The 22,906-nt window shown below is 69.9% G+C and carries 19 protein-coding genes; 4 read left to right on the top strand and 15 right to left on the bottom strand.

The features are described from left to right. The first annotated feature begins 2 nt into the window (after positions 1-2). Positions 3-2,837 (top strand): ABC transporter permease, encoded by a 2,835-nt coding sequence (locus HNR73_RS01825; RefSeq protein ID WP_239122099.1) that lies wholly within the window; start codon positions 3-5, stop codon positions 2,835-2,837. Positions 2,838-2,910: 73 nt separating this feature from the next. Here HNR73_RS01825 and map read toward each other — a convergent pair whose 3' ends face one another. The 9 genes from map to HNR73_RS01780 form a co-directional block, all read right to left on the bottom strand. After that, a complete protein-coding gene (gene map / locus HNR73_RS01820; RefSeq protein ID WP_184785412.1) occupies positions 2,911-3,804 on the bottom strand; it encodes a type I methionyl aminopeptidase in 894 nt (297 codons plus the stop codon). A 47-nt stretch (positions 3,805-3,851) separates the two neighbouring features. After that, complete coding sequence (locus tag HNR73_RS01815) at positions 3,852-4,424, bottom strand: pyridoxamine 5'-phosphate oxidase family protein (protein ID WP_184785724.1); 573 nt, start codon at positions 4,422-4,424, stop codon at positions 3,852-3,854. A 453-nt stretch (positions 4,425-4,877) separates the two neighbouring features. Next, positions 4,878-5,399: a hypothetical protein gene (locus HNR73_RS01810; RefSeq protein ID WP_184785411.1), complete on the bottom strand. Its 522-nt coding sequence runs from the start codon at positions 5,397-5,399 to the stop codon at positions 4,878-4,880. Positions 5,400-5,709: 310 nt separating this feature from the next. Continuing rightward, complete coding sequence (locus tag HNR73_RS01805) at positions 5,710-6,546, bottom strand: GNAT family N-acetyltransferase (protein WP_184785410.1); 837 nt, start codon at positions 6,544-6,546, stop codon at positions 5,710-5,712. 27 nt (positions 6,547-6,573) lie between these two features. Then, the gene (ispG, locus tag HNR73_RS01800; RefSeq protein WP_184785409.1) at positions 6,574-7,743 is read right to left on the bottom strand and encodes a flavodoxin-dependent (E)-4-hydroxy-3-methylbut-2-enyl-diphosphate synthase; all 1,170 of its coding nucleotides are present in this window, start codon (positions 7,741-7,743) and stop codon (positions 6,574-6,576) included. A gap of 34 nt (positions 7,744-7,777) precedes the next feature. Continuing rightward, the gene (locus HNR73_RS01795) at positions 7,778-9,031 is read right to left on the bottom strand and encodes a M50 family metallopeptidase (protein WP_184785408.1); all 1,254 of its coding nucleotides are present in this window, start codon (positions 9,029-9,031) and stop codon (positions 7,778-7,780) included. A 34-nt stretch (positions 9,032-9,065) separates the two neighbouring features. Continuing rightward, positions 9,066-10,253, bottom strand: a complete 1,188-nt coding sequence (gene dxr / locus HNR73_RS01790) for a 1-deoxy-D-xylulose-5-phosphate reductoisomerase (protein WP_184785723.1) — start codon at positions 10,251-10,253, stop codon at positions 9,066-9,068. Between the two features lie 39 nt (positions 10,254-10,292). Then, on the bottom strand, positions 10,293-11,138 hold the full coding sequence (purU, locus tag HNR73_RS01785; protein ID WP_184785407.1) for a formyltetrahydrofolate deformylase: 846 nt from the start codon (positions 11,136-11,138) through the stop codon (positions 10,293-10,295). Positions 11,139-11,204: 66 nt separating this feature from the next. Next, entirely contained in the window at positions 11,205-13,367 is a 2,163-nt protein-coding gene (locus tag HNR73_RS01780; RefSeq protein WP_184785406.1) for an MMPL family transporter, read from the bottom strand. Positions 13,368-13,537: 170 nt separating this feature from the next. Between HNR73_RS01780 and HNR73_RS01775 the strand changes: the two genes are divergently transcribed. After that, positions 13,538-14,302 carry a TetR/AcrR family transcriptional regulator gene (locus tag HNR73_RS01775; RefSeq protein WP_184785405.1) on the top strand — a complete coding sequence of 255 codons (765 nt, stop codon included), beginning with the start codon at positions 13,538-13,540 and terminating at the stop codon, positions 14,300-14,302. A 158-nt stretch (positions 14,303-14,460) separates the two neighbouring features. On the opposite strand, the gene HNR73_RS01770 is transcribed toward HNR73_RS01775, so the two are convergent. After that, positions 14,461-15,411: an ornithine cyclodeaminase family protein gene (locus tag HNR73_RS01770; RefSeq protein WP_184785404.1), complete on the bottom strand. Its 951-nt coding sequence runs from the start codon at positions 15,409-15,411 to the stop codon at positions 14,461-14,463. A 65-nt stretch (positions 15,412-15,476) separates the two neighbouring features. After that, positions 15,477-17,024, bottom strand: a complete 1,548-nt coding sequence (locus HNR73_RS01765; protein WP_184785722.1) for a Rieske 2Fe-2S domain-containing protein — start codon at positions 17,022-17,024, stop codon at positions 15,477-15,479. Positions 17,025-17,179: 155 nt separating this feature from the next. Between HNR73_RS01765 and HNR73_RS01760 the strand changes: the two genes are divergently transcribed. Then, positions 17,180-17,404 carry a DUF2631 domain-containing protein gene (locus tag HNR73_RS01760; protein ID WP_184785403.1) on the top strand — a complete coding sequence of 75 codons (225 nt, stop codon included), beginning with the start codon at positions 17,180-17,182 and terminating at the stop codon, positions 17,402-17,404. Here the strand turns inward: HNR73_RS01760 and HNR73_RS01755 are convergent. Both HNR73_RS01755 and HNR73_RS01750 read right to left on the bottom strand, forming a co-directional pair. Beyond that, positions 17,346-18,596, bottom strand: coding sequence for an MFS transporter (locus tag HNR73_RS01755; RefSeq protein ID WP_184785402.1), 1,251 nt, complete (start codon positions 18,594-18,596; stop codon positions 17,346-17,348). The two genes, HNR73_RS01760 and HNR73_RS01755, sit on opposite strands and share 59 nt — an antisense overlap. Positions 18,597-18,607: 11 nt before the next feature. Beyond that, on the bottom strand, positions 18,608-19,207 hold the full coding sequence (locus tag HNR73_RS01750; protein ID WP_184785401.1) for a winged helix-turn-helix domain-containing protein: 600 nt from the start codon (positions 19,205-19,207) through the stop codon (positions 18,608-18,610). A 59-nt stretch (positions 19,208-19,266) separates the two neighbouring features. Between HNR73_RS01750 and HNR73_RS01745 the strand changes: the two genes are divergently transcribed. Then, on the top strand, positions 19,267-19,908 hold the full coding sequence (locus HNR73_RS01745; RefSeq protein ID WP_184785400.1) for a nucleotidyltransferase domain-containing protein: 642 nt from the start codon (positions 19,267-19,269) through the stop codon (positions 19,906-19,908). A 22-nt stretch (positions 19,909-19,930) separates the two neighbouring features. Here HNR73_RS01745 and HNR73_RS39390 read toward each other — a convergent pair whose 3' ends face one another. Both HNR73_RS39390 and rlmN read right to left on the bottom strand, forming a co-directional pair. Then, positions 19,931-21,781: a DivIVA domain-containing protein gene (locus HNR73_RS39390; protein ID WP_239122093.1), complete on the bottom strand. Its 1,851-nt coding sequence runs from the start codon at positions 21,779-21,781 to the stop codon at positions 19,931-19,933. After that, positions 21,778-22,905: a dual-specificity RNA methyltransferase RlmN gene (gene rlmN, locus HNR73_RS01735; protein ID WP_184785399.1), complete on the bottom strand. Its 1,128-nt coding sequence runs from the start codon at positions 22,903-22,905 to the stop codon at positions 21,778-21,780. The genes HNR73_RS39390 and rlmN overlap by 4 nt, the downstream gene beginning before the upstream one ends. Between the last annotated feature and the right edge of the window lies 1 nt (position 22,906).

Below are 22,906 nucleotides of genomic sequence, written 5' to 3'. Positions count from 1 at the left end.
GCATGTCCGGCATCCGTCTCGCGCTGCGCATCGCCAGGCGCGACGCGCAGCGCACCAAGGGGCGCTCGATCCTGGTGATCTGCCTCCTGGCGTTCCCCGTGGTCGCGATCGCCCTGGGCGCGACCCTGTACGACAGGTTCGAACTCACCACCGAGGAGCGGCTCGACCGCGATCTCGGCACCTCCGACGCCGCCGTCATGTGGCAGTACGACGGGCTCATCGAGCAGGAGCCCGACAACCAGTGGCTGGGCGGTTATCCGCCGCAGACCGACGGCCCCTACGTCGAGCCGCCCGCGCACGTCTTCGGCGCCGACCCGGTGGCCGAGCTGACCGCGATTCTGCCCGCGGGCAGCCGGGTCGTCCCCTACAGCTCCGGCGAAGGCCTCGCGGTCAAGACGCCGTCGGGCATAGGGAAGATCGACTGGGTCGCGTTCGACGCCGCCGATCCGATCGCCGAGGGCATGTACGAGATCCTCGACGGCAAGACGCCGGCCGCCAAGGACGAGGTCCTGCTGAGCTCGGCCGCGGCCGACAGGCTCGGCCTCGACGTCGGCGACAGCGTCGAACTGACCGAACCGGCCCGTTCCCTGAAGGTGACCGGTCTGGTCGAGGACCCGAACGCCCTCAAGGGCGAGTACATGATCGGCGGTGCCGAGACCTTCCCCGGCGCGGCCACGAAGTTCCTGGTCGACGCGCCCGGCCCGATCTCCTGGGACCAGGTCACGGCCCTCAACGCCAAGGGCGTGGTGGTCTACTCGCGGGCGGTCAGCCTGGACCCGCCGACGATCGACACGCCCTGGAGCTACGTCGACGACGGTGCCAGCGCCGAGACGGTGAGCCTCATCGCGACCGTCGCGGGCATGGTCGTGCTGGAACTGGTCCTGCTGGCGGGCCCGGCCTTCGCGATCAGCGCCAAGCGCCGCTCCCGGGAGTACGCGCTGCTGTCGGCCAACGGCGCCACGGCCGCCCAGGTACGCCGCACGGTCCTGTCCGGGGGTCTCGTCCTCGGCTCGATCGCGGCCATCACGGGCGTCGTGCTCGGCGCCCTCCTGGCCACGATCGCCATCCCCTTCATCGAACCGATGATCGGCCAGCGGGCGGGCGGGATCCGCTTCCTGATCGCCTTCACCGGCCCACTGGCCCTCCTGGCGGTGCTGACCGGTGTCCTCGCGGCGCTCGTCCCCGCCTTCACCGTCGCGCGGCAGAACGTCATCGAGGCCCTCACCGGCCGCCGGGGCGTCACGAAGTCCCGCAAGCGCTGGGTCGTCATCGGCATCTCGATGATCGCCCTCGGCGGACTCGTCGGGGTCGGCGGCGCCTACAGCGGCACGGAGATGCTCCTCGTCGGCGCGGCGGCGCTCGCCCAGTTCGGGCTCGTCATGTGCACCCCGGCGATCGTCGGCGCGATCTCGAAACTCGGGCGCTTCCTGCCGCTCTCGCCGCGGATCGCGCTGCGCGACGCCGGACGCAACCGGGCCTCGACCTCACCGGCGATCTCGGCGGTCATGGCGGTCGTCGCCGGGGCCATCGCGATCAGCGCGTTCGCGGTCGCGGAGCGGTCCAGGTACAACGACAACTTCGGCACGAACCTGCCGCAGGGCACGGTCATGGCCAACGTGGAGATGTGGCCCGGCTACGACCAGCAGACCGGTGCGACGCTGAAGCTCCCCGCCGACGCCGAGCAGCAGCTGACCGAGGCGAAGGCCGCCACCGAGGCGCTGATGCGCCAGCATTACCCGGTCAGCGACATCCACGAGGTCGTCTACGCCTCCTGCGTGCAGGAGGCCGGCATGCGCGAGGACTGTCAGGTCACGGCGGTGATGCCGCCCGAGCGGACCTGCCCGTACAGCGACCAGCAGTTCCTCACCGACGAGCAGATGGCCGAGGCCGTCGACAACCGGTACTGCAAGGCGAACACGACCGACTGGGCCTGGAGCAGCGCCGATCTGGCGCCGGGTGTGCTCGTCGCCGACGGCAACCTGCTCGGGATCCTCTCCAACGGTGAGGGACAGGACCTCGCCAACGCCAAGGCCGTCCTCGACGCGGGCGGCGTGGTCGTCCAGGACCCGGACTACATCGTCGACGGCAAGGTCACGGTCGCCCTGCGCACCACCGACTACAACAGTGAGGTCCCGAAGTCCACCGACCTCAAGACGGTCACCGTCCCCGGCTACGCGATGACGACCGGAAGCCTCCGGCAGAACATCTTCGTGGCCGGCCCCGGGGCCCTCGACGGACTGGAGACCGAGCAGGAGACCAAGTTCCTCATGGCCCTCACCAGCCGGATGCCGACCGACGAGGAGGAGGAGCGCTTCACCGCCGCCTTCGACACCAGTGGCATCAACCACGACTTCCCGGGCGCCCCCGGTGAGGGCGGGACCCTCCAGGTCTACGTCGACGTGGTGAAGCAGGACAGCGGCATCACGCCCGACACGATCATGATCTGGGTGCTGGCCGGCATCGCCGGAGTCGTCGCGCTCGGCGCCACGGCCATGGCCACCGGCCTCGCCGCGGCGGAGGGACGCAAGGACCTCGGCACCCTCGCCGCGGTCGGCGCGGCCCCGGGAGTGCGCAGGCTGCTGTCCCTGTGCCAGTCGGGCGTGATCTCACTGCTCGGCGCGTTCCTGGGCGTACTGGCGGGGCTCGGCGCGATGTTCGCGGTCGTGTGGACCCTCAACGTCCAGTTCGGGCGGTACTACCCGCGTGAGCCGCTCTTCCCGGTCGAGGTTCCGTGGCCGGTCCTGCTGGTCGCCCTTGTGGTGATCCCGGTGATCGCGATGCTCGGCGCCGGTCTGTTCACCAGGTCTCGCCTGCCGGTGGAGAGACGCGCCGTCTGATAGGGGTGCGGGGTAGGGCGACGCCCCCGAAGGTGCGGGTCAGGCACCTTCGGGGGCGTCGTCTCGGGTGCGCTCAGGCGGCGACGGGCGTGCCCGCCGACGGGCCCTCGGTCGGCATCGTGAGGATCTCGTGGCCGGTGTCGGTCACCAGGATCGTGTGCTCGAACTGCGCCGACCACTTCCGGTCCTTGGTGACCACGGTCCAGGTGTCGTCCCAGATGTCGTAGTCGTGCGTGCCGAGGTCGATCATCGGCTCGATCGTGAAGGTCATGCCCGGTTCCATCACGACGTCGAGGTCCGGCTTGTCGTAGTGGGGCACGTACAGGCCCGAGTGGAAGGTCTCGCCGATGCCGTGGCCGGTGAAGTCGCGGACCACGCCGTAGCCGAAGCGCTTGGCGTAGGCCTCGATGACCCGGCCGACGGTGTTGAGCATCCGGCCGGGCGCGACGGCCTTGATGCCGCGCATCGTGGCGTTGTAGGTGCGCTCGACGAGCAGCCGCGCCTCCTCCGACACCTCGCCGGCGAGGAAGGTCGCGTTGTTGTCGCCGTGCACGCCGTTGATGTAGGCGGTGATGTCGACGTTGACGATGTCCCCGTCCTCGATCTCCGTCGAGTCGGGGATGCCGTGGCAGATCACCTCGTTGAGGGACGTGCAGCACGCCTTCGGGAAGCCCCGGTAGCCCAGGGTCGACGGGTAGGCCCCGTGGTCGCAGAGGTACTCGTGCACGACCTGGTCGATGTGCTCGGTCGTCACACCGGGCTTGACGTGCTCACCGGCGACGACGAGGGCGTCGGCGGCCAGGCGGCAGGCGATTCTCATGCGCTCGATGAGCTCGGGCGTCTTCACCTCGGAGCCGGTGAAGCGGGCGGGCGCGGGCTTCCCGACGTACTCGGGTCGCGTGATGTGCCGGGGCACGTCCCGCATGCCCGACACCGTGCCGGGTGCGATGGGAGCGCGAACAGTCATGCGCCAAGGCTATCCAGTCGCCGGTGGGCGCCGGCCCACCCCCGGGGTCAGCGCGCCTCGACCGCCGACGGCGGCAGCGCGGGCAGCCCGTCGATGCTCTCGGTGTTCTTCAGCGCCTGGTACGCGGCCATCTTCTCGTCGTCCTTGCGGGCCATGTAGCGGACGAGGATGTCGCGGTCGCCCTGGTAGTCGAGCAGCGGGACACCGTAGCCGCAGGAGTCCGACACGCGGGTGACCTCGACGACGACGATGGCGCGCAGGCCGTGGCGGCCCGGTTCACCGAAGTGCGCGGCGAGTTCGGCGAAGCGCGGGTCGCCGACGAAGACCGGTTCGCCGCGTCCGTGCAGGCGGACGATGTTCGGGGGACCGTCGAAGGCGCAGAACATGAGGCAGATCCGGCCGTTCTCGCGCAGGTGCGCCAGGCCCTCGGAGCCGCTGCCGGTGTAGTCGAGGTAGGCGACGCGGTGCTCGTCGAGGATGGCGAAGGTGCCGCTCATGCCTTTCGGGGAGACGTTCACGTGCCCGTCGGCGCCGCTCGGGGCGGTCGCGGTGAAGAAGACGTGCTGCGCGGAGATGAACTCGGCCAGCCGCCCGCCGATGCCTTCGTAGATCTTGCCCATGACCAGCATCCTGGTGCTCGCGAGGCGCCTCGGCAACATGTGATCGGTCACCCTTTACCCCGTCACACTCTGTTGATTTCCAGGCCTGTTATCCCCTTGCCAGGGGGCCGGGCGCACGGCATGATTTGTTTCGTGGCAAGGGAAGTACGTCGATAAAGGGTGTCTGACGACGCCGGGGGCGACTCCGGTGACGAGATCTGAGCCGGCGTGGAGCGCGCTCCCGTCCGACACACCCGACACGGTACGAGCGCCCGACCCGTCCCCAACGCGGGTTCGCGGCAGACGTTCCGCGCCGGCTCACCTTTTCTCCGTGAGCGGTCCGCCGTCCCGTCTGTCCACTCCCGCGCGGCCGGTCGGTGAGCCCCCGCGCCCTCTCACATCGGCAACCCCCGCCGACGACCGCTGGGGGTGTCGTCACCGGGGGTTGCCGATTAGTGGTCTCCGTTGTGCCCGTCAGCCCGCGGGCTCAAGCTCCTTCGGGTCGATGGCCGCTTCGGCGTCGCCCGGGTCGGTCTTCGGGACCTGGCCCATGCGCTCGTAGACCATGCCGCCCTGGTGGGCGACGGCGCCGACGACCGCCGGGACGACCGGCAGGAGCCAGTCGGCGACGAAGCCGCTGTGCGGCATGTTCACGATGAACACCGCGGCGGCCGCCGCGGTGAAGCCGTAGAGAAGCCCGCGCCAGCCGGCGCGCATCGCGTGCGCGACCGCGGCCTTGCGGGCCGCCGCCACGTCCGGGAAGCCCTTCAGCGCGGTGACGTCACGGCGGCCGAGGTTCACACCGCCGACGCCGGTGGTCACCGAGGTACCGAGTACCGCGGCCACGAGCATGTCCTTGAGCACGATCGCGACGAGCGCGAAGGTCACCGCGCCCGCTCCGACCGCGATGCCCGCCTTGATCCAGTCGGCCTTCTCGCCGGGATACCAGTAGTGCTTGGTCACCCCGTCGGCGACCTCTCGAACGATCCTCCCCATGGGGTCCTCACCTCATTGATCGTCACTGAACGCCCTGTGGTTCGTTACTGCCTGTACAGGGGTCATTATTTTCGGTGGTCGCCTGAGCTGTCCCGTGTTCACTGAAATCCGATTGGTCCGGTTTGTTGCCTTGGCGACCGATTTTGTCTGCTATCTGACACTCGGGACGGACTGTTTCGGCTTCCCTGTCGGGTACATCCCCACATTGCTGCAACTTGAAGGCGAAAGGGAGTCACGAGTCGGCTACCCGTCACGTGAAAAAGCCGACAGCGGCGGCAGATTGCAGTAGCAGAAGTACCGTGCGGAACCATCAGAACAAGACGGTTGCCAGCTCACCGGCCTCACGCATGCCGCAGCGACGGTACGTGCGAAGTGCAGGCGCGTTGAAATCGTTGACATACAAGGAGACCGTGGGCGCGTGCCGGTGCAGCGCGTCGGCGATCACGGCGGCCATGCACGGCGCCGCCAGCCCCCTCCCCCGCAGGTGCGGAGCGACCCACACGCCCTGGATCTGCGCGGTGTGCCGGGTCTGCAAGGCCACCTCCGCCTTGAACACGACCCGCCCGTTGTCGATGCGGGCGTAGGAGCGGCCGACGGCCACCAGGAATTCCAGGCGGTCGCGGTAGGCGGAGGCACCGGCGCGGTCGGCCAGCGGGGAGACGCCGACCTCCTCGGTGTACATCGCCACCGCCGCCGGGAACAGCGCGGGCACGTCCGCGCGGGTCGACCGGCGCACGAAGGGATCGGGAGCCACGGCCGGCGGACGGTCGATCATCAGCAGCGGCTGACGCTCCCGGACGGCCCGGGCCTCGCCCCAGTGAGGGCGCAGACCACGCCAGAGGCGCCGGACCGCCGGTCCGGCGCCCACGATGGACGAACACTGCCGCCCTTCGCGTCTCGCCATGTCGGCGAAGGCGTCGGCGGCCGCGTCATCGCACCCGACGGGCACCAGGTTGCCCCCCGACAGGCAGACCGCGGTCAGCTCGCCACCGCGGCCGTAGCCGTACAGGCGGTTCGACCGCGACCAGCCCAGTACTTCGAGTCGGTCGGCGACGAACGCGCCCGCGAGGGGTTCGGCGTCGAGCAGCCGAACCACCGCGTCGTTGTCGGGCGCGGACAGCCGCCGCACCGTGAGCGTGGTCTCCACGCCCCTAGCCTGCCAGGTGACCGGCGATCAGTGCACCTCGACGACGGGCTTGACGAGTTCGCGCAGCTCCTCGGGGATGTCGGCGCCCATCTCGTCGGCGAGCCGGATCGCCTCCTCGATGAGGGTCTCCACGATCTGCGCCTCGGGGACGGTCTTGATGATCTCGCCCTTGACGAAGATCTGGCCCTTCCCGTTGCCCGACGCCACACCCAGGTCGGCCTCGCGGGCCTCACCGGGTCCGTTGACGACACAGCCCATGACGGCGACGCGCAGCGGCACCGGCAGGCCGTCGAGCCCGGCGGTGACCTCCTCGGCGAGCTTGTAGACGTCGACCTGGGCCCGCCCGCAGGACGGGCAGGACACGATCTCCAGTCCGCGTTCCTTCAGCCCGAGGGACTCCAGGATCGCGTTGCCGACCTTGACCTCCTCGACCGGCGGGGCCGACAGCGACACGCGGATGGTGTCGCCGATGCCCTCGGCCAGCAGCGCGCCGAAGGCGACCGCCGACTTGACCGTGCCCTGGAAGGCCGGGCCGGCCTCGGTGACGCCGAGGTGCAGCGGGTAGTCGCACTTCTGGGCGAGGAGCCGGTAGGCGCGGATCATGACGACCGGGTCGTGGTGCTTGACCGAGATCTTGATGTCGCGGAAGTCGTGCTCCTCGAACAGCGAGCACTCCCACAGCGCCGACTCGACCAGCGCCTCGGCGGTGGCCTTGCCGTACTTGGCCATCAGGCGCGGGTCGAGGGAACCGGCGTTGACGCCGATGCGGATCGGGGTCCCGGCGTTCTTGGCCGCGCGGGCGATCTCGCCGATCTTGTCGTCGAACTTCTTGATGTTGCCGGGGTTGACGCGCACGGCGGCGCAGCCGGCCTCGATCGCGGCGAAGACGTACTTCGGCTGGAAGTGGATGTCGGCGATCACCGGGATCTGCGACTTGCGGGCGATGATCGGCAGGGCCTCGGCGTCGTCGGCGCTCGGCACCGCGACGCGGACGATCTGGCAGCCCGAGGCGGTCAGTTCGGCGATCTGCTGGAGGGTCGCGTTGATGTCGGCGGTGACCGTGGTGGTCATCGACTGGACGCTCACCGGCGCCCCACCGCCGACGAGCACGCCTCCGACGTTGAGCTGGCGCGACTTGCGCGGCTCGGCGATCGGCGGCGGTGGCAGCGACGGCATACCAAGACTGATAGTGCTCAAGAGTCCCTCCGGACCATTCCCGCGGGGGGCGGGGTCATTTGAACAACACGATCGGGTTGACGATGTCAGCCGCGACGGTGAGCAGGGTGAACCCCGCAAAGATAACAATCACGACGTAAGTGACCGGCAGGAGCTTCAGGTAATCCACCCGACCGGGGTCGGGTTTCTTCATCCATCCGTAGACCCAGCTGCGGACCTTCTCGAACCAGGCGATCGCGATGTGCCCGCCGTCGAGCGGCAGCAGCGGCAGCAGGTTGAACACGCCGATGAAGAAGTTCAGCGTGGCCAGCAGGACGAAGAACATCTCCCACTCGCTGCGTTCGGCGAGCTCGCCGCCGATGCGGCTGGCGCCGACGACGCTGACGGGGGTGTCGGGGTCGCGTTCGCCGCCGGTGAGGGAGTTCCACAGGGCGGGGACCTTCTGCGGCAGGTTGACCACGGCCTTGCCGATGCCCTCGGCGAACTGGCCGGTGACGGCGAAGGTCTCGCCGATGCCGTCGATGGGCCCGTAGGCGACCGTCAGCGGGATGGCGGGGTCGATGTAGGCGCCGACGCCGATCTTCGAGACCGGCTTGGTCTGGCCGTCGGTGCCGACCGTCTCCGAGGCGTAGGGGGTGACCGTGGTGGTGACGGTCTGCCCGTCGCGCAGGACGGTGATCGTCGCGGCGACTCCGGCCGGAAGCGGCTGGATGGCGGCGGTCATCTGCTCCCAGTTGGTGACCTGGACGCCGTTGACCGAGGTGACGCGGTCGCCGTCCTGGATGCCGCCCGCGGCGGCGGGTCCGGGCTGGTCGTTCGGGCCGCACGCGAAGTCGGCGGGCGCGTCGGCCGGGGGGATGCACTCGGCGACGGCGACGGTCGCGGTGGCTGAGGACTCCTCGGCCGCGGCGGCGCGGTCGGGGTTGCCGATGCCGATGAACGACACCAGGATCCACACGATGACCAGGCCGATGATGAAGTGCGCGATGGAACCGGCGGCCAGCACGATCGTCCGCTGCCACAGCGGCTTGCGCCAGAAGACGCGGTTCTTGTCCTCGGGTGCGACCTCCTCCTCGTCTTCGAGGGGGGTCATGCCGATGATCTTGACGAAGGCGCCGGCGGGGATCGCCTTGAGGCCGTACTCGACCTCGCCCTTCTTGAAGGCGAAAAGGGTCGGCCCGAACCCGATGAAGTACCGGGTGACCTTCATGCCGAACATCCTGGCGGTGGCGAAGTGCCCGTACTCGTGCAGGGCGACCGAGATCAGGATGCCCAACGCGAAGAGCAGCACACCGAGAACGAAGATCATGGAGCGGGTGTTCCTCTCTTAACAGACCGCTGAGTTATGCGCGTACGTGGCTGTGCACGAGCTCCGTTGCCCGCGCCCGCGCCCACTCCTCGGCCGCGTGCACCTCGTCGACGGTACCCGGTTGGCCAAAATCGGGCGCCTCGGCGAGGACCCGCTCAAGGGTGTCGACGATGCCCAGGAAGGGCAGGCGGCCGTCGGCGAAGGCGGCGACGAGTTCCTCGTTGGCGGCGTTGTAGACCGCCGGGAGGCAGCGCCCGGTGCGCCCGGCGTGCATGGCGAGCCGGACGGCGGGGAAGGCCTGGTCGTCGAGGGGCGCGAACTCCCAGGTGTGGGACTTCGTCCAGTCGACGGCCGGTGCGGCGTCGGGGACCCGGTCGGGCCAGCCGAGGGCGAGCGCGATGGGCAGCCGCATGTCGGGCGGGCTCGCCTGGGCGAGGGTGGAGCCGTCGGTGAACTCGACCATGGAGTGGATGACCGACTGGGGGTGGACCATGACGCCGATGTCGTCGTAGGGGACGCCGAAGAGTTCGTGCGCCTCGATGACCTCAAGGCCCTTGTTGACCAGTGTGGCGGTGTTGATGGTGACGACGGGTCCCATGTCCCAGGTGGGGTGGTTCAGGGCCTGTTCGGGGGTGACGTCGGCGAGTTCGGCGCGGGTGCGGCCGCGGAAGGCGCCTCCGCTGGCGGTGAGGACGAGTCGGCGGACCTCCTCGGCGCGGCCGCCGCGCAGGCACTGCGCGAGGGCGGAGTGCTCGGAGTCGACGGGGACGATCTGGCCCGGTGCGGCGAGGTCGCGGACGAGCTGTCCGCCAGCGACGAGGGACTCCTTGTTGGCCAGGGCGAGGACGCTGCCTGCCTGGAGGGCGGCGATGGTCGGGCGCAGGCCGATCGAGCCGGTGATGCCGTTGAGGACGAGGTCGCACTTCCAGGAGGCGAGCTCGGTCATCGCGTCGGGCCCGGCGAGGATCTTGGGGATCTTGAACTCGCCGCTGGCGTAGCCGCGCTTCTTGGCCTCGGCGTAGAAGGCGAGCTGGATGTCCTGGGCGGCTCCGGCCTTGGCGACTCCGACGACGTCGACGCCGAGGCTGAGGGCCTGCGCGGCGAGGAGCGCGGGGTTGCCGCCGCCCGCGCCGAGACCGACGACGCGGAAGCGGCCGGGGTTGCGCTCGATGACGTCGATGGCCTGCGTACCGATCGACCCGGTCGAGCCGAGGATGACTATCTCTCGTGGACTCACCGTCTCATTGTCGCGCACGCCGATCTAGCGGAAGACGACCGTCCGCCCGCCGTTGAGGAGGACACGGTGTTCGAGGTGCCAGGTGAGTCCCCGGGCGAGGACGAGCGACTCCAGGTCGCGCCCGACGGCGACGAGCTGCTGGGGCGTCATGGCGTGGTCGACGCGGGCGATCTCCTGCTCGATGATCGGGCCTTCGTCGAGGTCGGCGGTGACGTAGTGGGTGGTCGCGCCGATGATCTTCACACCGCGGTCGTAGGCCTGGTGGTAGGGCTTGGCGCCTTTGAAGCTGGGGAGGAAGGAGTGGTGGATGTTGATGATGCGGCCGGAGAGTTTGCCGCAGAAGTCGTCGGAGAGGACCTGCATGTAGCGGGCGAGGACGACGATGTCGGCGCGTTCGCTTTCCACCAGGTCCAGGATCCGGCGTTCCTGGGCGGCCTTCGACTCGGCGGTGACGGGCAGGTGGTGGAAGGCGAAGCCGGCGGCCTCGGTGAGTTCCCGGGCGTGGGCGTGGTTGGAGGCGACGCCGACCAGTTCGCCGGGGATCGCGCCGATCCGGAAGCGGTAGAGCAGGTCGTTGAGGCAGTGGTCCTGCTTGGAGACCAGTACCAGGACGCGCTGGCGGGCGGAGCGGTCGTGCAGTTCCCAGTCCATGCCGAACTCGGCGCCGACGGGCGCGAAGTCGACGCGGAGACCGGCGGGGTCGTGGTCGCAGGAGAAGTGCACGCGCATGAAGAAGCGCCCGTGGTCGGGGTCGGAGAACTGGTTGCTGTGCATGATGTTCCCGCCGCGTTCGGCCAGGAAACCGGCCACCGCGTGGACGATGCCGACGCGGTCGGGGCAGGACAGGGTCAGGATGTACTCACCGCTCACCGGGTGAATCGTAGACGCCGTGTACCGGCCGGACTCGCCCGGCCGGTACACGGCGTCATGTGCGGATCACCCGACGGAGACGGTCTCCTTCTTCGTGGGCTTCGGTTCGCCCTCGTCGATGCCGTACTTCGCGTAGAGCCTCCGCAGCGGTTTCGGCGACCACCAGTTCGCACGCCCGAGGACGCGCATGGTGGCCGGAACGAGCAGGCCGCGGACGAGGGTCGCGTCGACGAGGATCGCCACGATCATGCCGATGCCGATCATCTTGATGAAGACGATCCCGCCGGAGGCGAAGCCGGCGACCACGACGATGAGCAGCAGCGCCGCCGAGCTGATGATCCCGCCGGTGCGCTGGAGGCCGGTGACCACGGCACGGGTGTTGTCGCCGTGGGCGTCCCATTCCTCGCGGACACGGGACAGCAGGAACACCTCGTAGTCGGTGGACAGACCGAACAGCAGGACCAGCATGAGCAGCAGGTTCGTGGGTTCGAGCGCGGTGAGCGGGGTGAAACCGAGCAGGTCGGCGAGGTGCCCGTCCTGGAAGATCCACACGATCACGCCGAAGGACGCGCCGATCGAGACGACGTTCATCAAGATCGCCTTGAGCGGCAGCAGCAGCGAGCCGAAGGCGAGGAACAGCAGCAGGAAGGTGACCCCGGCGACGAGCAGCGCCATGAGCGGCAGCCGGTCGGTGAGGTCGGTCAGCTGATCGTCGAGGACCGCGCTCTGGCCGGTGACGTGGACGGTGGTGCCGTCGGGGACGGCGACGTCGCGGATGTCGTTGACGAGTTCGCGGGCGGCGGGGGTCTCGGGGTCGACGTCGTAGGAGACCGACAGGACCGCACCGCTCGCGTCGGCGACCGTCGGGTCGGCGCCGGTCACGTGCGGGACGTCGAGGATCTCCGCGCGGACCTGCGCCACCGCGGCCTCTCCCCCGCCGTCGACGAGGACTTCGAGCTTGGTGAGGCCTCCGCCGGGGAAGTTCTCCTTGAGCTCCTCGCTGACTACCCGGCTCTCGCTTCCGGCGGGCAGGACGCGTTCGTCGACGCCGCCGAACTTGGCGTGCAGGAAGGGGCTGGCCACCAGGGTGAGGACGCCGAGGACGCCGACGATGAAGAACACCGGCCGCTTCATGACGACCCGGCCGATGCCACCCCAGAACCTGCTCTCGGCGGGGGCTCCGCCGTTCTTGCGGCGGAACGGGATGCGCCAGGCGTCGACCTTCGGCCCGAGCACGGCCAGCAGGGCCGGCAGGACCGTCAGCGCGCCGAGCATCGCGATGCCGACCGCGGCGATGCCGCCGTAGGCCATCGCCTTGAGGAACGGCAGCGGGAAGACCAGCAGCCCGGCCAGCGAAAGCATGATGATCACGCCGGACACGGTGACCGTGCGGCCGGCCGTGGCCATGGTGCGCGAGATGGCCGCCGACCGGTCGTGCCCGGCGTGCAGCTCCTCGCGGAAGCGGTTGACCACGAACAGGGCGTAGTCGATGGCCAGGCCGAGGCCGATGATGGTGATGATGTTGATGGCGAAGACGGACACGTCGGTGACGTAGGTGAGCAGCCGCGTGACGGTGAAGGCGCCGAGGATGGCCAGGACGCCGACCATCAGCGGGGTCAGGGCCGCGACGACGCTGCCGAAGATGACGGCCATCAGGATCAGCAGGATCGGCATCGCCAGGGTCTCGGCCTTGACGATGTCGTCCTGGGTCTGGGTGTTGACGTCGGCGAAGATCGCCGACTGGCCGCCGAGCTCGCTGTCGAGGCCCGCGGCGCCGAAGGAGTCCTTGAGCGCGGTGAACTGGTCGGCCCGCTCGGCCTCGTCGGCACCGGAGAGCCGCACGGCCAGGTAGGTGGCGTGGCCGTCGCCGGACTTGAAGACGGCGTTCTGCGGCGCCGGGATCGTGTAGTACGACTGGACGGCGGCGATGTCGGGATTGCCGCCCGCCTCGCCGATGACGGTCATGACGGACTGCTTGAACGCCTCGTCGTCGACCGACATGGAGTCGGACGAGTAGAGGACCACGACGTCGACGGCCTGGCGGCCGAACTTCTCGGCGATCCGGTCGGCGGCCTGCGCGCTGGGGCTGTTCTCGTTGTAGAAGCCGCCGTCGGAGACGGCGCCGAAGACGCCCGTCCCCCACAGGGCGCCGATGACGGCCACGATGACCCCCGCGGCCAGCACGATCCATCGGGCTCGGGCGACGACGCGCCCCCACCATGCGAACACTGGAAACGTTCCTCCTGCGGACTTGCGGCGTGTCCGCCGACACGGTGATCGACAGTCCACTCGCGAGACATTAAGATGTAACGGTATTCATGAACGTGAACACCGTTAACTATCGACAATGTCGTTCACGTTTGTCAACACCGCGAGCGCCCGTACCCACGAGGAGAAGCGTGGAACCCGTCACACCCAAGACGCCCAACCGTCGCGAACGGGTGCGAAACGCCACCGTCGCCGAGATCAAGTCGGTGGCTCGTGACCAGTTGACCGGGGACGGCCCGGGCGCGATCTCCCTGCGCGCGATCGCGCGGGACATGGGGATGAGCGCGCCGGCGCTGTACCGGTACTTCCCCAGCTTGGAGGCGTTGCTGGTGGCGCTCGTCGTCGACCTCTACGACGAGTTGCGGGGGTTCATGGAGACGGCCTGCGCCGAACTGCCTGAGGGGGATCGCATCGGGCGGCTGCTGGTGGCCGCGAAGTCCTTCCGCGCTTGGGCGGTGGCGCACCGCCCGGAGTTCACGCTCATGTTCGCCAGCGTCGACCTGCACTCGGAGGGCTCGGCCCACCATGACCCGACGGCCGAACCGCATGCCGCGGCGGCCCGGTTCTCGCAGGTGTTCGGCCGGATTTTCCACGAGTTGTACCGGCAGACCGATGAGGAGCGTGGCTTCCCTTTGCCGACCCCGGCCGTGCCGAACATGTCACCGGGTCTTCAGGCGGAGTTGGTGGCCTGCGCGCACACGATCGGCGCGGACGTGCCGGTGGAGTTCTCGTACATGTTCTTGACGTACTGGATCAGGCTGTACGGGGTGGTGGCGATGGAGGTGCATGGCCAGTTGCCGGTAATCGAGCACCCGGATTTGCTGTTCAACGCGATGCTGGCTGAAATGGCAGCACAGCTGCGAGTGGACATCACAGAATGGATTGGGACAACCTGACCAAGACACCACCCCACGACCAGCTCTTGCTCTTCGCGTAGCGAGTCTCGAAGAGACTCGCGCAGCGAGTTCCGGGTCCAGGGACGGAGTCCCTGGTGGGGTCTGGGGCGAAGCCCCCGGCCGGGCTAACCGCAACACCGGAGGCCAACCCACCCCCCTCAAGCAAGAAAGTCGATCTCCCGCTGCCGCCCCGCCCCGACCGCCGCCCCATAGACCGGCCACGCCACCGCCAGGTCCTGCCAGGGCAGTCCCACCGGCGCGTACACCGTCACGTCCCCGTCGGTCTCCCGCGCGGCCACTCCTCCCCGCAGCACCTCCCCCAGGGTCCCCACCGCATCCCCCTCGTCCAGACCCACGTTCCCGAGCGCCCCCATCGCCACCGCGAGCCGCACGTCGTCGACCACGACTCTGGCCGCTCGCAGCGCCTCCGCCGTGATCTCCGCCTTCCCCGGCTCATCGGCACCCAGCGTCGTCACGTGCATCCCCGGCCGCAGGTCCGCCGCCCCCAGCAACGGCTCACGGGCCCACGTCGCCGTGATCACGATCGACGCCAGGGCCGCCGCCTTCGCGGGTGTCGGCGCCATCTCCACCGGCACGCCCAGGGACGCCTCATGCTCCAGTGCGAAGGCCATCGCCCGTGAGCTGTCGGCGTCGCACACGATCAGGCGCGTCAGTCTCCGCAGGGCGGCGAGACCCGCCAGCACCACGCGCGCCTGCGCTCCCGCCCCGATCACCGCGACGGTCCCGTCGGGCCCGGCGAGTGCGTCGGTGGCGATCGCCGCCGCCAGTCCCGTCCGCCAGGACGTCACCGACGACGAGTCCAGCAACGCGAGCAGGGTCCCGTCGCTCACGTCGTGCAGGCACACCACGCCCCTCAGGGCCGGTGCCGCGCCGGGGAACTTCGCGTTGACCTTCACCGTGTAGGCGGGGACGTCGGGGAGCAGGCCCGGAAGCAACGCCGTCGCGGTCCCCGGTCCCGGCAGCGAAGTCCGGACCCGCAGGGGCGGCGCCGCCGGATCGGCGGCGGTGAATCCCGCGCGGAGGGCGGCGAGAACCCCGTCAGGGTCGATGAGGCCGTCGACGGCCGTACGGGTCAGCAGCACGGTCATCGCAACACCTTCACCCACAAGACGGGCGAACGCAACCTTCGGGTACCGGCGAGCGAGTAGGCGAACTATTCGCCGCGCTTCGCCGAACGGATGTCGTTGCCGACCGATGTCAGGCAGCGGCCCGTGGCCAGGTTCCATTTCCAGCCGTGCATCTGACAGGTCAGGACGCCGTCCTCGACCTTCCCGAAGCGCGTCAGGTCGGCTTTCAAATGCGGGCAGCGGCGCTGCACGGTCCAGCCGTCGAGGGCGATGTCCTCGCCGCCGTCGTCGCGTTCGCTGAACCAGCCCTCGGCGTAGTTCAGCCGCTCCTCGGAGAGGCACTTGAAGAAGGTGTAGACGAACTCGTTGTACTGGCCGATCCGCGCCGCCGAGAACCGGCAGGACAGGAACAGCGAGTTGACCCAGTCGATCTCGTCGATGTGCAGCAGGTGCTCGACCAGCCGCCGCTCGGTCTTGAAGCGGTAGCGGACCTTCTCACCGTCGGCCGCGCGGATCTCCCCGGTCGGGAAGTCGAAGAGGACCGACTGCACGACCGTGTCGGGGTCGTCGGGCGCGGTCAGGTCGAAACGGACCGGCCCGTTGATGCCTTCGGACATGATCTCGGCCTCGGCCATCAGCGGCTCGAAGCGCGCCTTGAGTTCGGCGAGCACGTCGATCTCGGGGTGCTCCCACGACTTCTTCGCGGCCTCGATCACCGGGCGCTGGCGCTCGCGGTATTCGACGAGGTGCTGTTCCTTGTTGTCGAAGAACTCCCGCACGTCGGCGACCGGGTGGGTCGTGACGCAGTCGTTCTCGGTGACCTCGGAGACGGTGCCGGGCAACAGGATCACGCCGTTGTCGCGGCCGTTGTCGGCGAGGTAGTCGAGGTAGACCTGCTGATCGGGGAAGATGTTGCCCTCGTCGCCGTGGATGTCGTTGAACTGCCACAGGGAGTCGTCGAGGAAGCAGGGCGGCCCGGCGATCGGGAAGATCCAGGAGGCCTTCGCGTCGTCGATGTAGCGCAGCGAGCGGTCCATCTGCCGGTCGCGCTTCTGCTTGCCGAAGGCGCGCTTGGCCGAGTCGGGCAGCTCGTAGACCATCGGGTACCAGATGGCCCCGGAGAACTGGAGCAGGTGGGCGTGGATGTGCCCGAGCCTGGTGAAGGCCGACAGGTCGGTCGGGCGCGCGTCGTTCTGGTTGAGCAGCCGGATCCCGTCGGCGTCCTCGATCCACAGCGAGGAGTCGCCGATCGGGCCGTCGGTCGGCGAGGTCAGCGCCTGGATCATGACCTTGACGCCGCCGTCGAGTTCGGTGACCTCACCGCTGACGGTCTTGATGAAGTTCCTGAAGCCCAGCTCGCGCAGCTCGTCCTCAAGCTCGCTGGTCGGGTACTCCGGCAGCAGGATCGTGGTCTTCTTCGAGATCCGCTCGCGGAGGTTCTTCTCGTCGAAGTGGTCGCGGTGCAGGTGCGAAACGTAGAGGTAGTCGCATTGCCCGAGGGTGTCCCAGTCCAGCTGTGAGTTGTCCGGGAAGGGGAACCACGAGGCGAAGTAGGCCGGGTTCACCCACGGGTCGGTCAGGATGCTCCCCGCCGCCGTCTCGATGAACATGCTCGCGTGTCCGGTTCCGGTGATACGCAACCTTCGACCCCTTCTGTGATCGCGCCTGCTGCCCGATGTCGAACGCTACACGGGGGTTCCCCGACCACCGTCCGGTGGTCGGGGAAGGCATGGGAAACTGACGGCGGAACACAGACAAAGATCATCGACCTCATGGAAGGTGTCGCGCAGTGGCAGGCGGCAACGAACCGGTGACCTCCCCGGACCAGCACAAGCCCACCAACCGCAAGGCGGCCTACACCGGCGGGATCATCTCCATCGCCGTGCTCCTGCTGTACCTGATCGGCAACCACGAGGGCCGTGTCGAGGACCTGTGGCTGCTGTTCAGCGCCGGCGTCATCGCCCTGACGATCGCCGGGGACTGGCTGCTGAGGAAGAACGGTCTGAAGGACTAGCCGACTCCCCCGCGGGCGGACTCAGTCTCCGCCCGAGGAAGAGGTAGGCCGCGGCGCCGCCCATGACCACGGCCATGGCGGCGAGCAGGACCTGGTGGCTCACGACGGTCACCAGGTACGCGCCGCCCGCCAGCGAGATCAGCTGGGGCGCGATCGCGGCCACGTCGGTCGCCGCGCCGATCCGGCCCATCAGTTCGTGCGGCGACTCGCGCTGGATCAGCGTCGCACCGGCGATCGCGATGACCGGGATCACGAAGCCCGCGATCAGCGAGGCACCGAGCACGACCGGCGTCGACGGCACCGCGAACGCCGCGAGCACGACCGCGAGCACGCCCACGGCGGCTCCGCTCGCGCCCAGCTCGCCAAGGCGGGCGATCACCCGCTTCGCGCCGAATCCGCCGACGATTCCGCTGACGCCCATCACGGCGACGATCACCGCGACGAACTCCGGCGGCCGGCCGAGCCCGGTGTCGGTGATCGCGTAGATCAGCACTTCCAGGCCCGCGCCCGCGAAGGTCATCAGGCCGGTACCGGCCATCGCCCGGCGCAGCGCCGGTGAGCGCGCGATGAAGCGGAACCCGGCGGTCACCTCGTCGAGGAAGTGCGACTCGGGTTTCGGCGGGGCTTCCTCGTCGACGCGCAGGAGCGCGATGAGAGCCGCCGCCGATACGAAACTGGCGGCGTTGATCACCGCGACGGTGAACCCGCCCGCGAACGCGTACAGGCCTACACCGGCCAGTGGCCCGCCGAGCCGCAGGGCCTGCGTGGCGACCTGCCGGGCGCTGTTGGCCTCGACCAAACGCTCCGGCGGCACGACGCGCTTGAGCAGGCCGCCGGTGGCCGGTCCGTCGACGATCCGGCCGAAGCCGAGCAGTACCGCCACACCGTAGACGAGCCACACGTCGCCTTCGTCGTGGACGAGGGCGAGCGGGAGCAGGACGACGGCGTTGGCGAGGTTGGCGGCGATGAGGAAGGGCCTGCGGCGGAAACGGTCGGCGAGCAGGCCGCCGAAGGGTGCGAAGAGCAGCGGCAGCGCGCCGAACAGCAGGGTGAGCCCGGCGGCGCCGCTGGAGCCGGTGAGCTCCTTGACCCAGACGCCGAGGACGAGGACGAAGAGCCAGTCGCCGACCATGCCGACGACGGTGGAGGCGAAGAGTAAGCGGTAGCGGGGGTCTGCGAAGACGGCGCGCATGGAGCTGCCTTTCACTCGGGGTTGGCGGGCGGGTCGAGACGTTCGGGCACGCCCCATGCGACAAGGCGGACGAGGGCCGCATCGGCGGGACGGCGATCGGGGTCGGTGAGACGGTCGATGTGGCGCATGGCGAGCGCCCGGAGGTCGGTCTGGAGCTCGGCCAGTTCGCCGGGGGTCAGCCACATGAGCGACTGGACGACGCCCGCGGCCTCGCGCCACTCCTCGGGCGCCGCGCGGCGGGCCATGAACCAGGCGTCGAGCCGCGCGAACTCGTGGCGCAGGGCGACGACGTGGAAGGCGTCGTGAGCCGAGGCGTAGTCGGGGTCGGATTCGGCGTCGTCGTCGGTGGTGTGGCTCTGTGCGACGACCTGCCAGGGGCGGCGCCGGCCGGGGCCGGGCGGGGCCTCGGTGACGTAGCCGTACTCGGCGAGGCGCCGGAGATGCCAGGAGCAGTTCGCGGGCGACTGGCCGACCTTGGCGGCGAGTTCGGTGGCCGTGGCGGGGCCGTCGAGGAGGAGCAGTTCCATGAGGGTGAAGCGGAGGGGGTGCGCCATGGCGCGCAGCTGGGCGGGGTCGGAGACCTTGCGAGTGGGGGGCGGTTCCGGCTGCATGTGTCGAAGCATATCTTTCGAAAGAAGTCTTTCGAGACCGTCGCTGCTAGGTTCGCCCGATGAGTGAACAACTCCCCGACGGGGGTCATCCGCTGTCCCAGAAAGACATCGACGCCCTCGACGCCCGGTGGGCGAACGCCTGGACACCGGCCGAGGTCGCCGCGCGGCTGGACGGCGTGACCACGCCCTGGTACGTCGCGGCGGGCTGGGCCCTCGACCTGTTCCGCGGCGGCAAGACGCGCGAACACGAAGACCTGGAGATCGCCGTCCCGGCCGGGCGCTTCGCCGAGGTCCGGGACCGCTTCCCGGGCCACCTGTGGGACGCCGTCGGCTACCGGCGGGTCTGGACGTCACCGGGCCCGGAGGCGCTCGCCGCCGTGCACCAGACCTGGCTGCGCGACCCCGTGACGGACGAGTACCGCCTCGACGTGTTCCGCGAACCCCACGACGGTGACACCTGGATCTGCCGGCGGGACGAGACGCTCCGGCTGCCCTACGCCGACATCATCCGGCGCACCCCGGACGGGATCCCGTACCTGGCTCCCGAGCTGGTCCTGCTGTTCAAGGCCAGGAACGTCCGCCCGAAGGACCAGGTTGACTTCGACGGCGTCGTCCCGCTGCTCAGCGACTCGCAGCGCGCCGAGCTGCGCGCGCTGCTGACGCGGGTGCACCCGGGGCACGAGTGGCTGGCCGGCCTCTGACGGATGCGGCGAAGGCCGCCACCTAGCGGTAGCGGCCTTCTCCACGTCGTCCGTAGGGGTCTAACCTCATCAGCCCCCGGCGCGCGAACGTGTCACGGATCTCCCGCAACGCCGCGTCGACCTCGGCCTCGAAGTACCCGCCCTGCACCAGGCTGAACTGCGAGGTGTCCAGCTCGGCGTCCGACAGCGGCACGGCGGCCCGGCCGGTCATCGTCGCCGAGACCGCGTCGAACAGCCGGTCGACCTGTGAGGGGTCGTACCCGCTGCCGAAACGGCGCGGCTGGAAGGAGCGGCGGATCTGTTCAAGGCGCGAGATGTCGTCGCCGGTGAACGGCGAGTCCGGCGCGCGCATCTCGGTGGTCATCTCCGGCCGGCCGTGACGGCCCGGCTCGGTGAATCCGCCACCGCGCGAGTACGGGTCGTCGCCGCCGTACGGCGGGCGTCCGCCGGGAGGCGGAGCGGCGGGCCCGGGACGCTGCGGACCGCCCGGGGGCGGCAGCGGCGGGATCGCCGACTGGATCTGCGTCGCGCCCGGGTCGTTCGAGGGCGGCGGCGGAGGAGCGAAGCGGTCCACCGGCGAGGCGGGACGCCGCTCTTCGCGCGAAGGCGCCGGAGGCGGAGGCATCCGCTCGCCGCCGTAGCCGCCACGGTCCGGTTCGGGACCGCGCGGGGGCATCGGCGGGGGCGGAGCGAAACGGTCGTCCTGCGGCGGCGCGAAACGGTCGGCGGGAGCCGCCGGACGCTCGCCGGGAGGCGGGCCGTAGCGGTCGTCGGGCGCGCTGAAGCGGGTCGTCGGCTCCGGCGGAGGCGGGGGCGTCGCGGCCGGCGGCGGACCGTAGCGGTCGTCGGCGGCGCGGTCGAAGCGGCTCGGCGGGGGCGGCGGCGGTGCGCCGTACCGGTCCTCGCTCTGCGGCGGACCGGAGACCGGCGCGGGTGGCGGCGGAGGGCCGTCTCCGCTGAGGTCGCTCAGGCCGCTGTACAGGCCGCCACCGCGACTGCGGGCGGTACGGCTTGGACGGTCGTCGAAGTCGTCGGAGCGTGGCGCCAGGTGCCCGAAGCCCTCGTCGTCGCCACCGGAGAGGTGGCCGAAGCCCTCCGGGTCGGGACCCGAAGGCGCCGGCGGCGGAGCCGCGGCGGGCGGGGGCGGAGGGCCGAAACGGTCCCGGGCGGGCGGGGCGGCCGAGCCGCGGGCCGCGCGCGGCTCGGGCTGGCGTCCACGGGGCTCGGGCATGTCGCGCGGGTCCGGGGGCGGCGGGCCGCCACGGGCGTCGGCGGGCGACGGCATCCGCGGGTCCATCGGCTGCGGACCGCGAGGGTCACGGGGATCGCGAGGGTCACGGGGGTCCATGCCACGGGGGTCGCGGGGATCCATGCCACGCGGAGCGTGCATGTCGCGGGGGTCCCGGGGGTCCATGCCGCGAGGGTCGTGCAAGTCGCGCGGGTCCCGGGGATCGCGCGGCTCGTGCAGGTCGCGGGGATCACGGTGTTCACGCGGGTCGCGACCGGGGCCGGGGCCGGGGCCGCCGTGCATCTCGCGCGGGTCGCGGGGACCGCGTCCGGCGGGGGCCTCCATGCTCGCCCGGGAAGGACGGCCCTCGAAGTCGGGCGCGGGCGCCCGGCCGAGCACACCGCGCTCCTCAAGCTCCGACAGCTGACGCGCCACCCGGTCGAGGTAGACGTCCACCTGCCACTCGTCGTATCCGCCGAAGCGGACCCTGAAGACGACGTCGTCGACCTCCTGAGAAGCCACCGGCGGGCCGATCGGCTGGCCTTCGAGAGTGGCTTCAACGCGGTCGAGGAAGGCGTCCACCTCGTCCACCTTGTAGCCACGGCGCAAGGCCCTGCGCCGGAACCGCTCACCCTGACTCGTCACTCGGCCACCTCCGCCTGCCCGTGCGTGGCAGCGGCCTTTTCCTGCGTCGCCGCAAGCTGGCCACACGCACCATCGATCTCACGTCCACGGGTATCGCGCACCGTGGTCGGCACGCCCGCGGCACGCAACCGCCGGACGAATTCCCGCTCTACCGCCTTCGGACTCGCATCCCAGCGACTTCCCGGGGTCGGATTGAGCGGGATGAGATTAACGTGGGCGAGTTTCCCCGCCAGCAACCGGCCAAGGAGATCAGCCCGCCATGGCTGGTCGTTCACGTCTCTGATCATCGCGTATTCAATCGACACCCGTCGCCCTGTGCGGCTTGCATACTCCCACGCCGCGTCAAGCACCTCGTCGACCTTCCAACGGTTGTTCACCGGGACGAGCTCATCGCGCAGCTCGTCGTCTGGTGCGTGCAGCGACAATGCGAGCGTCACCGAAAGCTCCTCGGCCGTCAAGCGCCGAACGGCCGGAACAAGCCCGACCGTCGAGACGGTGATGTGCCGCTGCGACAGACCCAGGCCGTCCGGCGCCGGATCGGTCAGGCGCCGAAGCGCCCGCAACACCCGTTCGTAGTTGGCGAGGGGTTCGCCCATGCCCATGAACACCACGTGCGAGAGCCTGCCGAGGCCCCCCTCACGCGACGTCCGTGCCGCCGACACCACCTGATCCACGATCTCGGCGGTGGACAGGTTGCGCGTGAGGCCGGCCTGTCCCGTCGCACAGAAGGGACATGCCATTCCACAGCCCGCTTGTGAGGAAACGCACACGGTGGTCCGGTCGGCGTACCCCATCAGCACGCTCTCCACAAGGGAGCCGTCGTGCAGCCTCCACACCGTCTTGCGGGTGGCACCGTCATCGCAGGCGACCTGCGTCACCGGCGTCAGCAGCGGCGGGAACAACTCACCGCCCAGGCGCTCACGCTCGGCGGCGGGAAGGTCGCTCATGGCGCCCACGTCGGACAACTGCCGGCCGAAGTAATGGTGCGACAGCTGGCGCGCGCGGAACGCGGGCATGCCGAGCTCGGCGACGGCCTCTTTACGTGCGGCCATGTCCAGATCGGCGAGGTGACGGGGTGGCGCGCCTCGGCGGCGCGGTTGCAGGGTAAGCGGCTGGGTCGTCATA

It is taken from the genome of Phytomonospora endophytica, from assembly GCF_014202425.1.
GTDB lineage: Bacteria > Actinomycetota > Actinomycetes > Mycobacteriales > Micromonosporaceae > Phytomonospora > Phytomonospora endophytica.
This window is presented reverse-complemented; position numbering and strand designations above follow the sequence as displayed.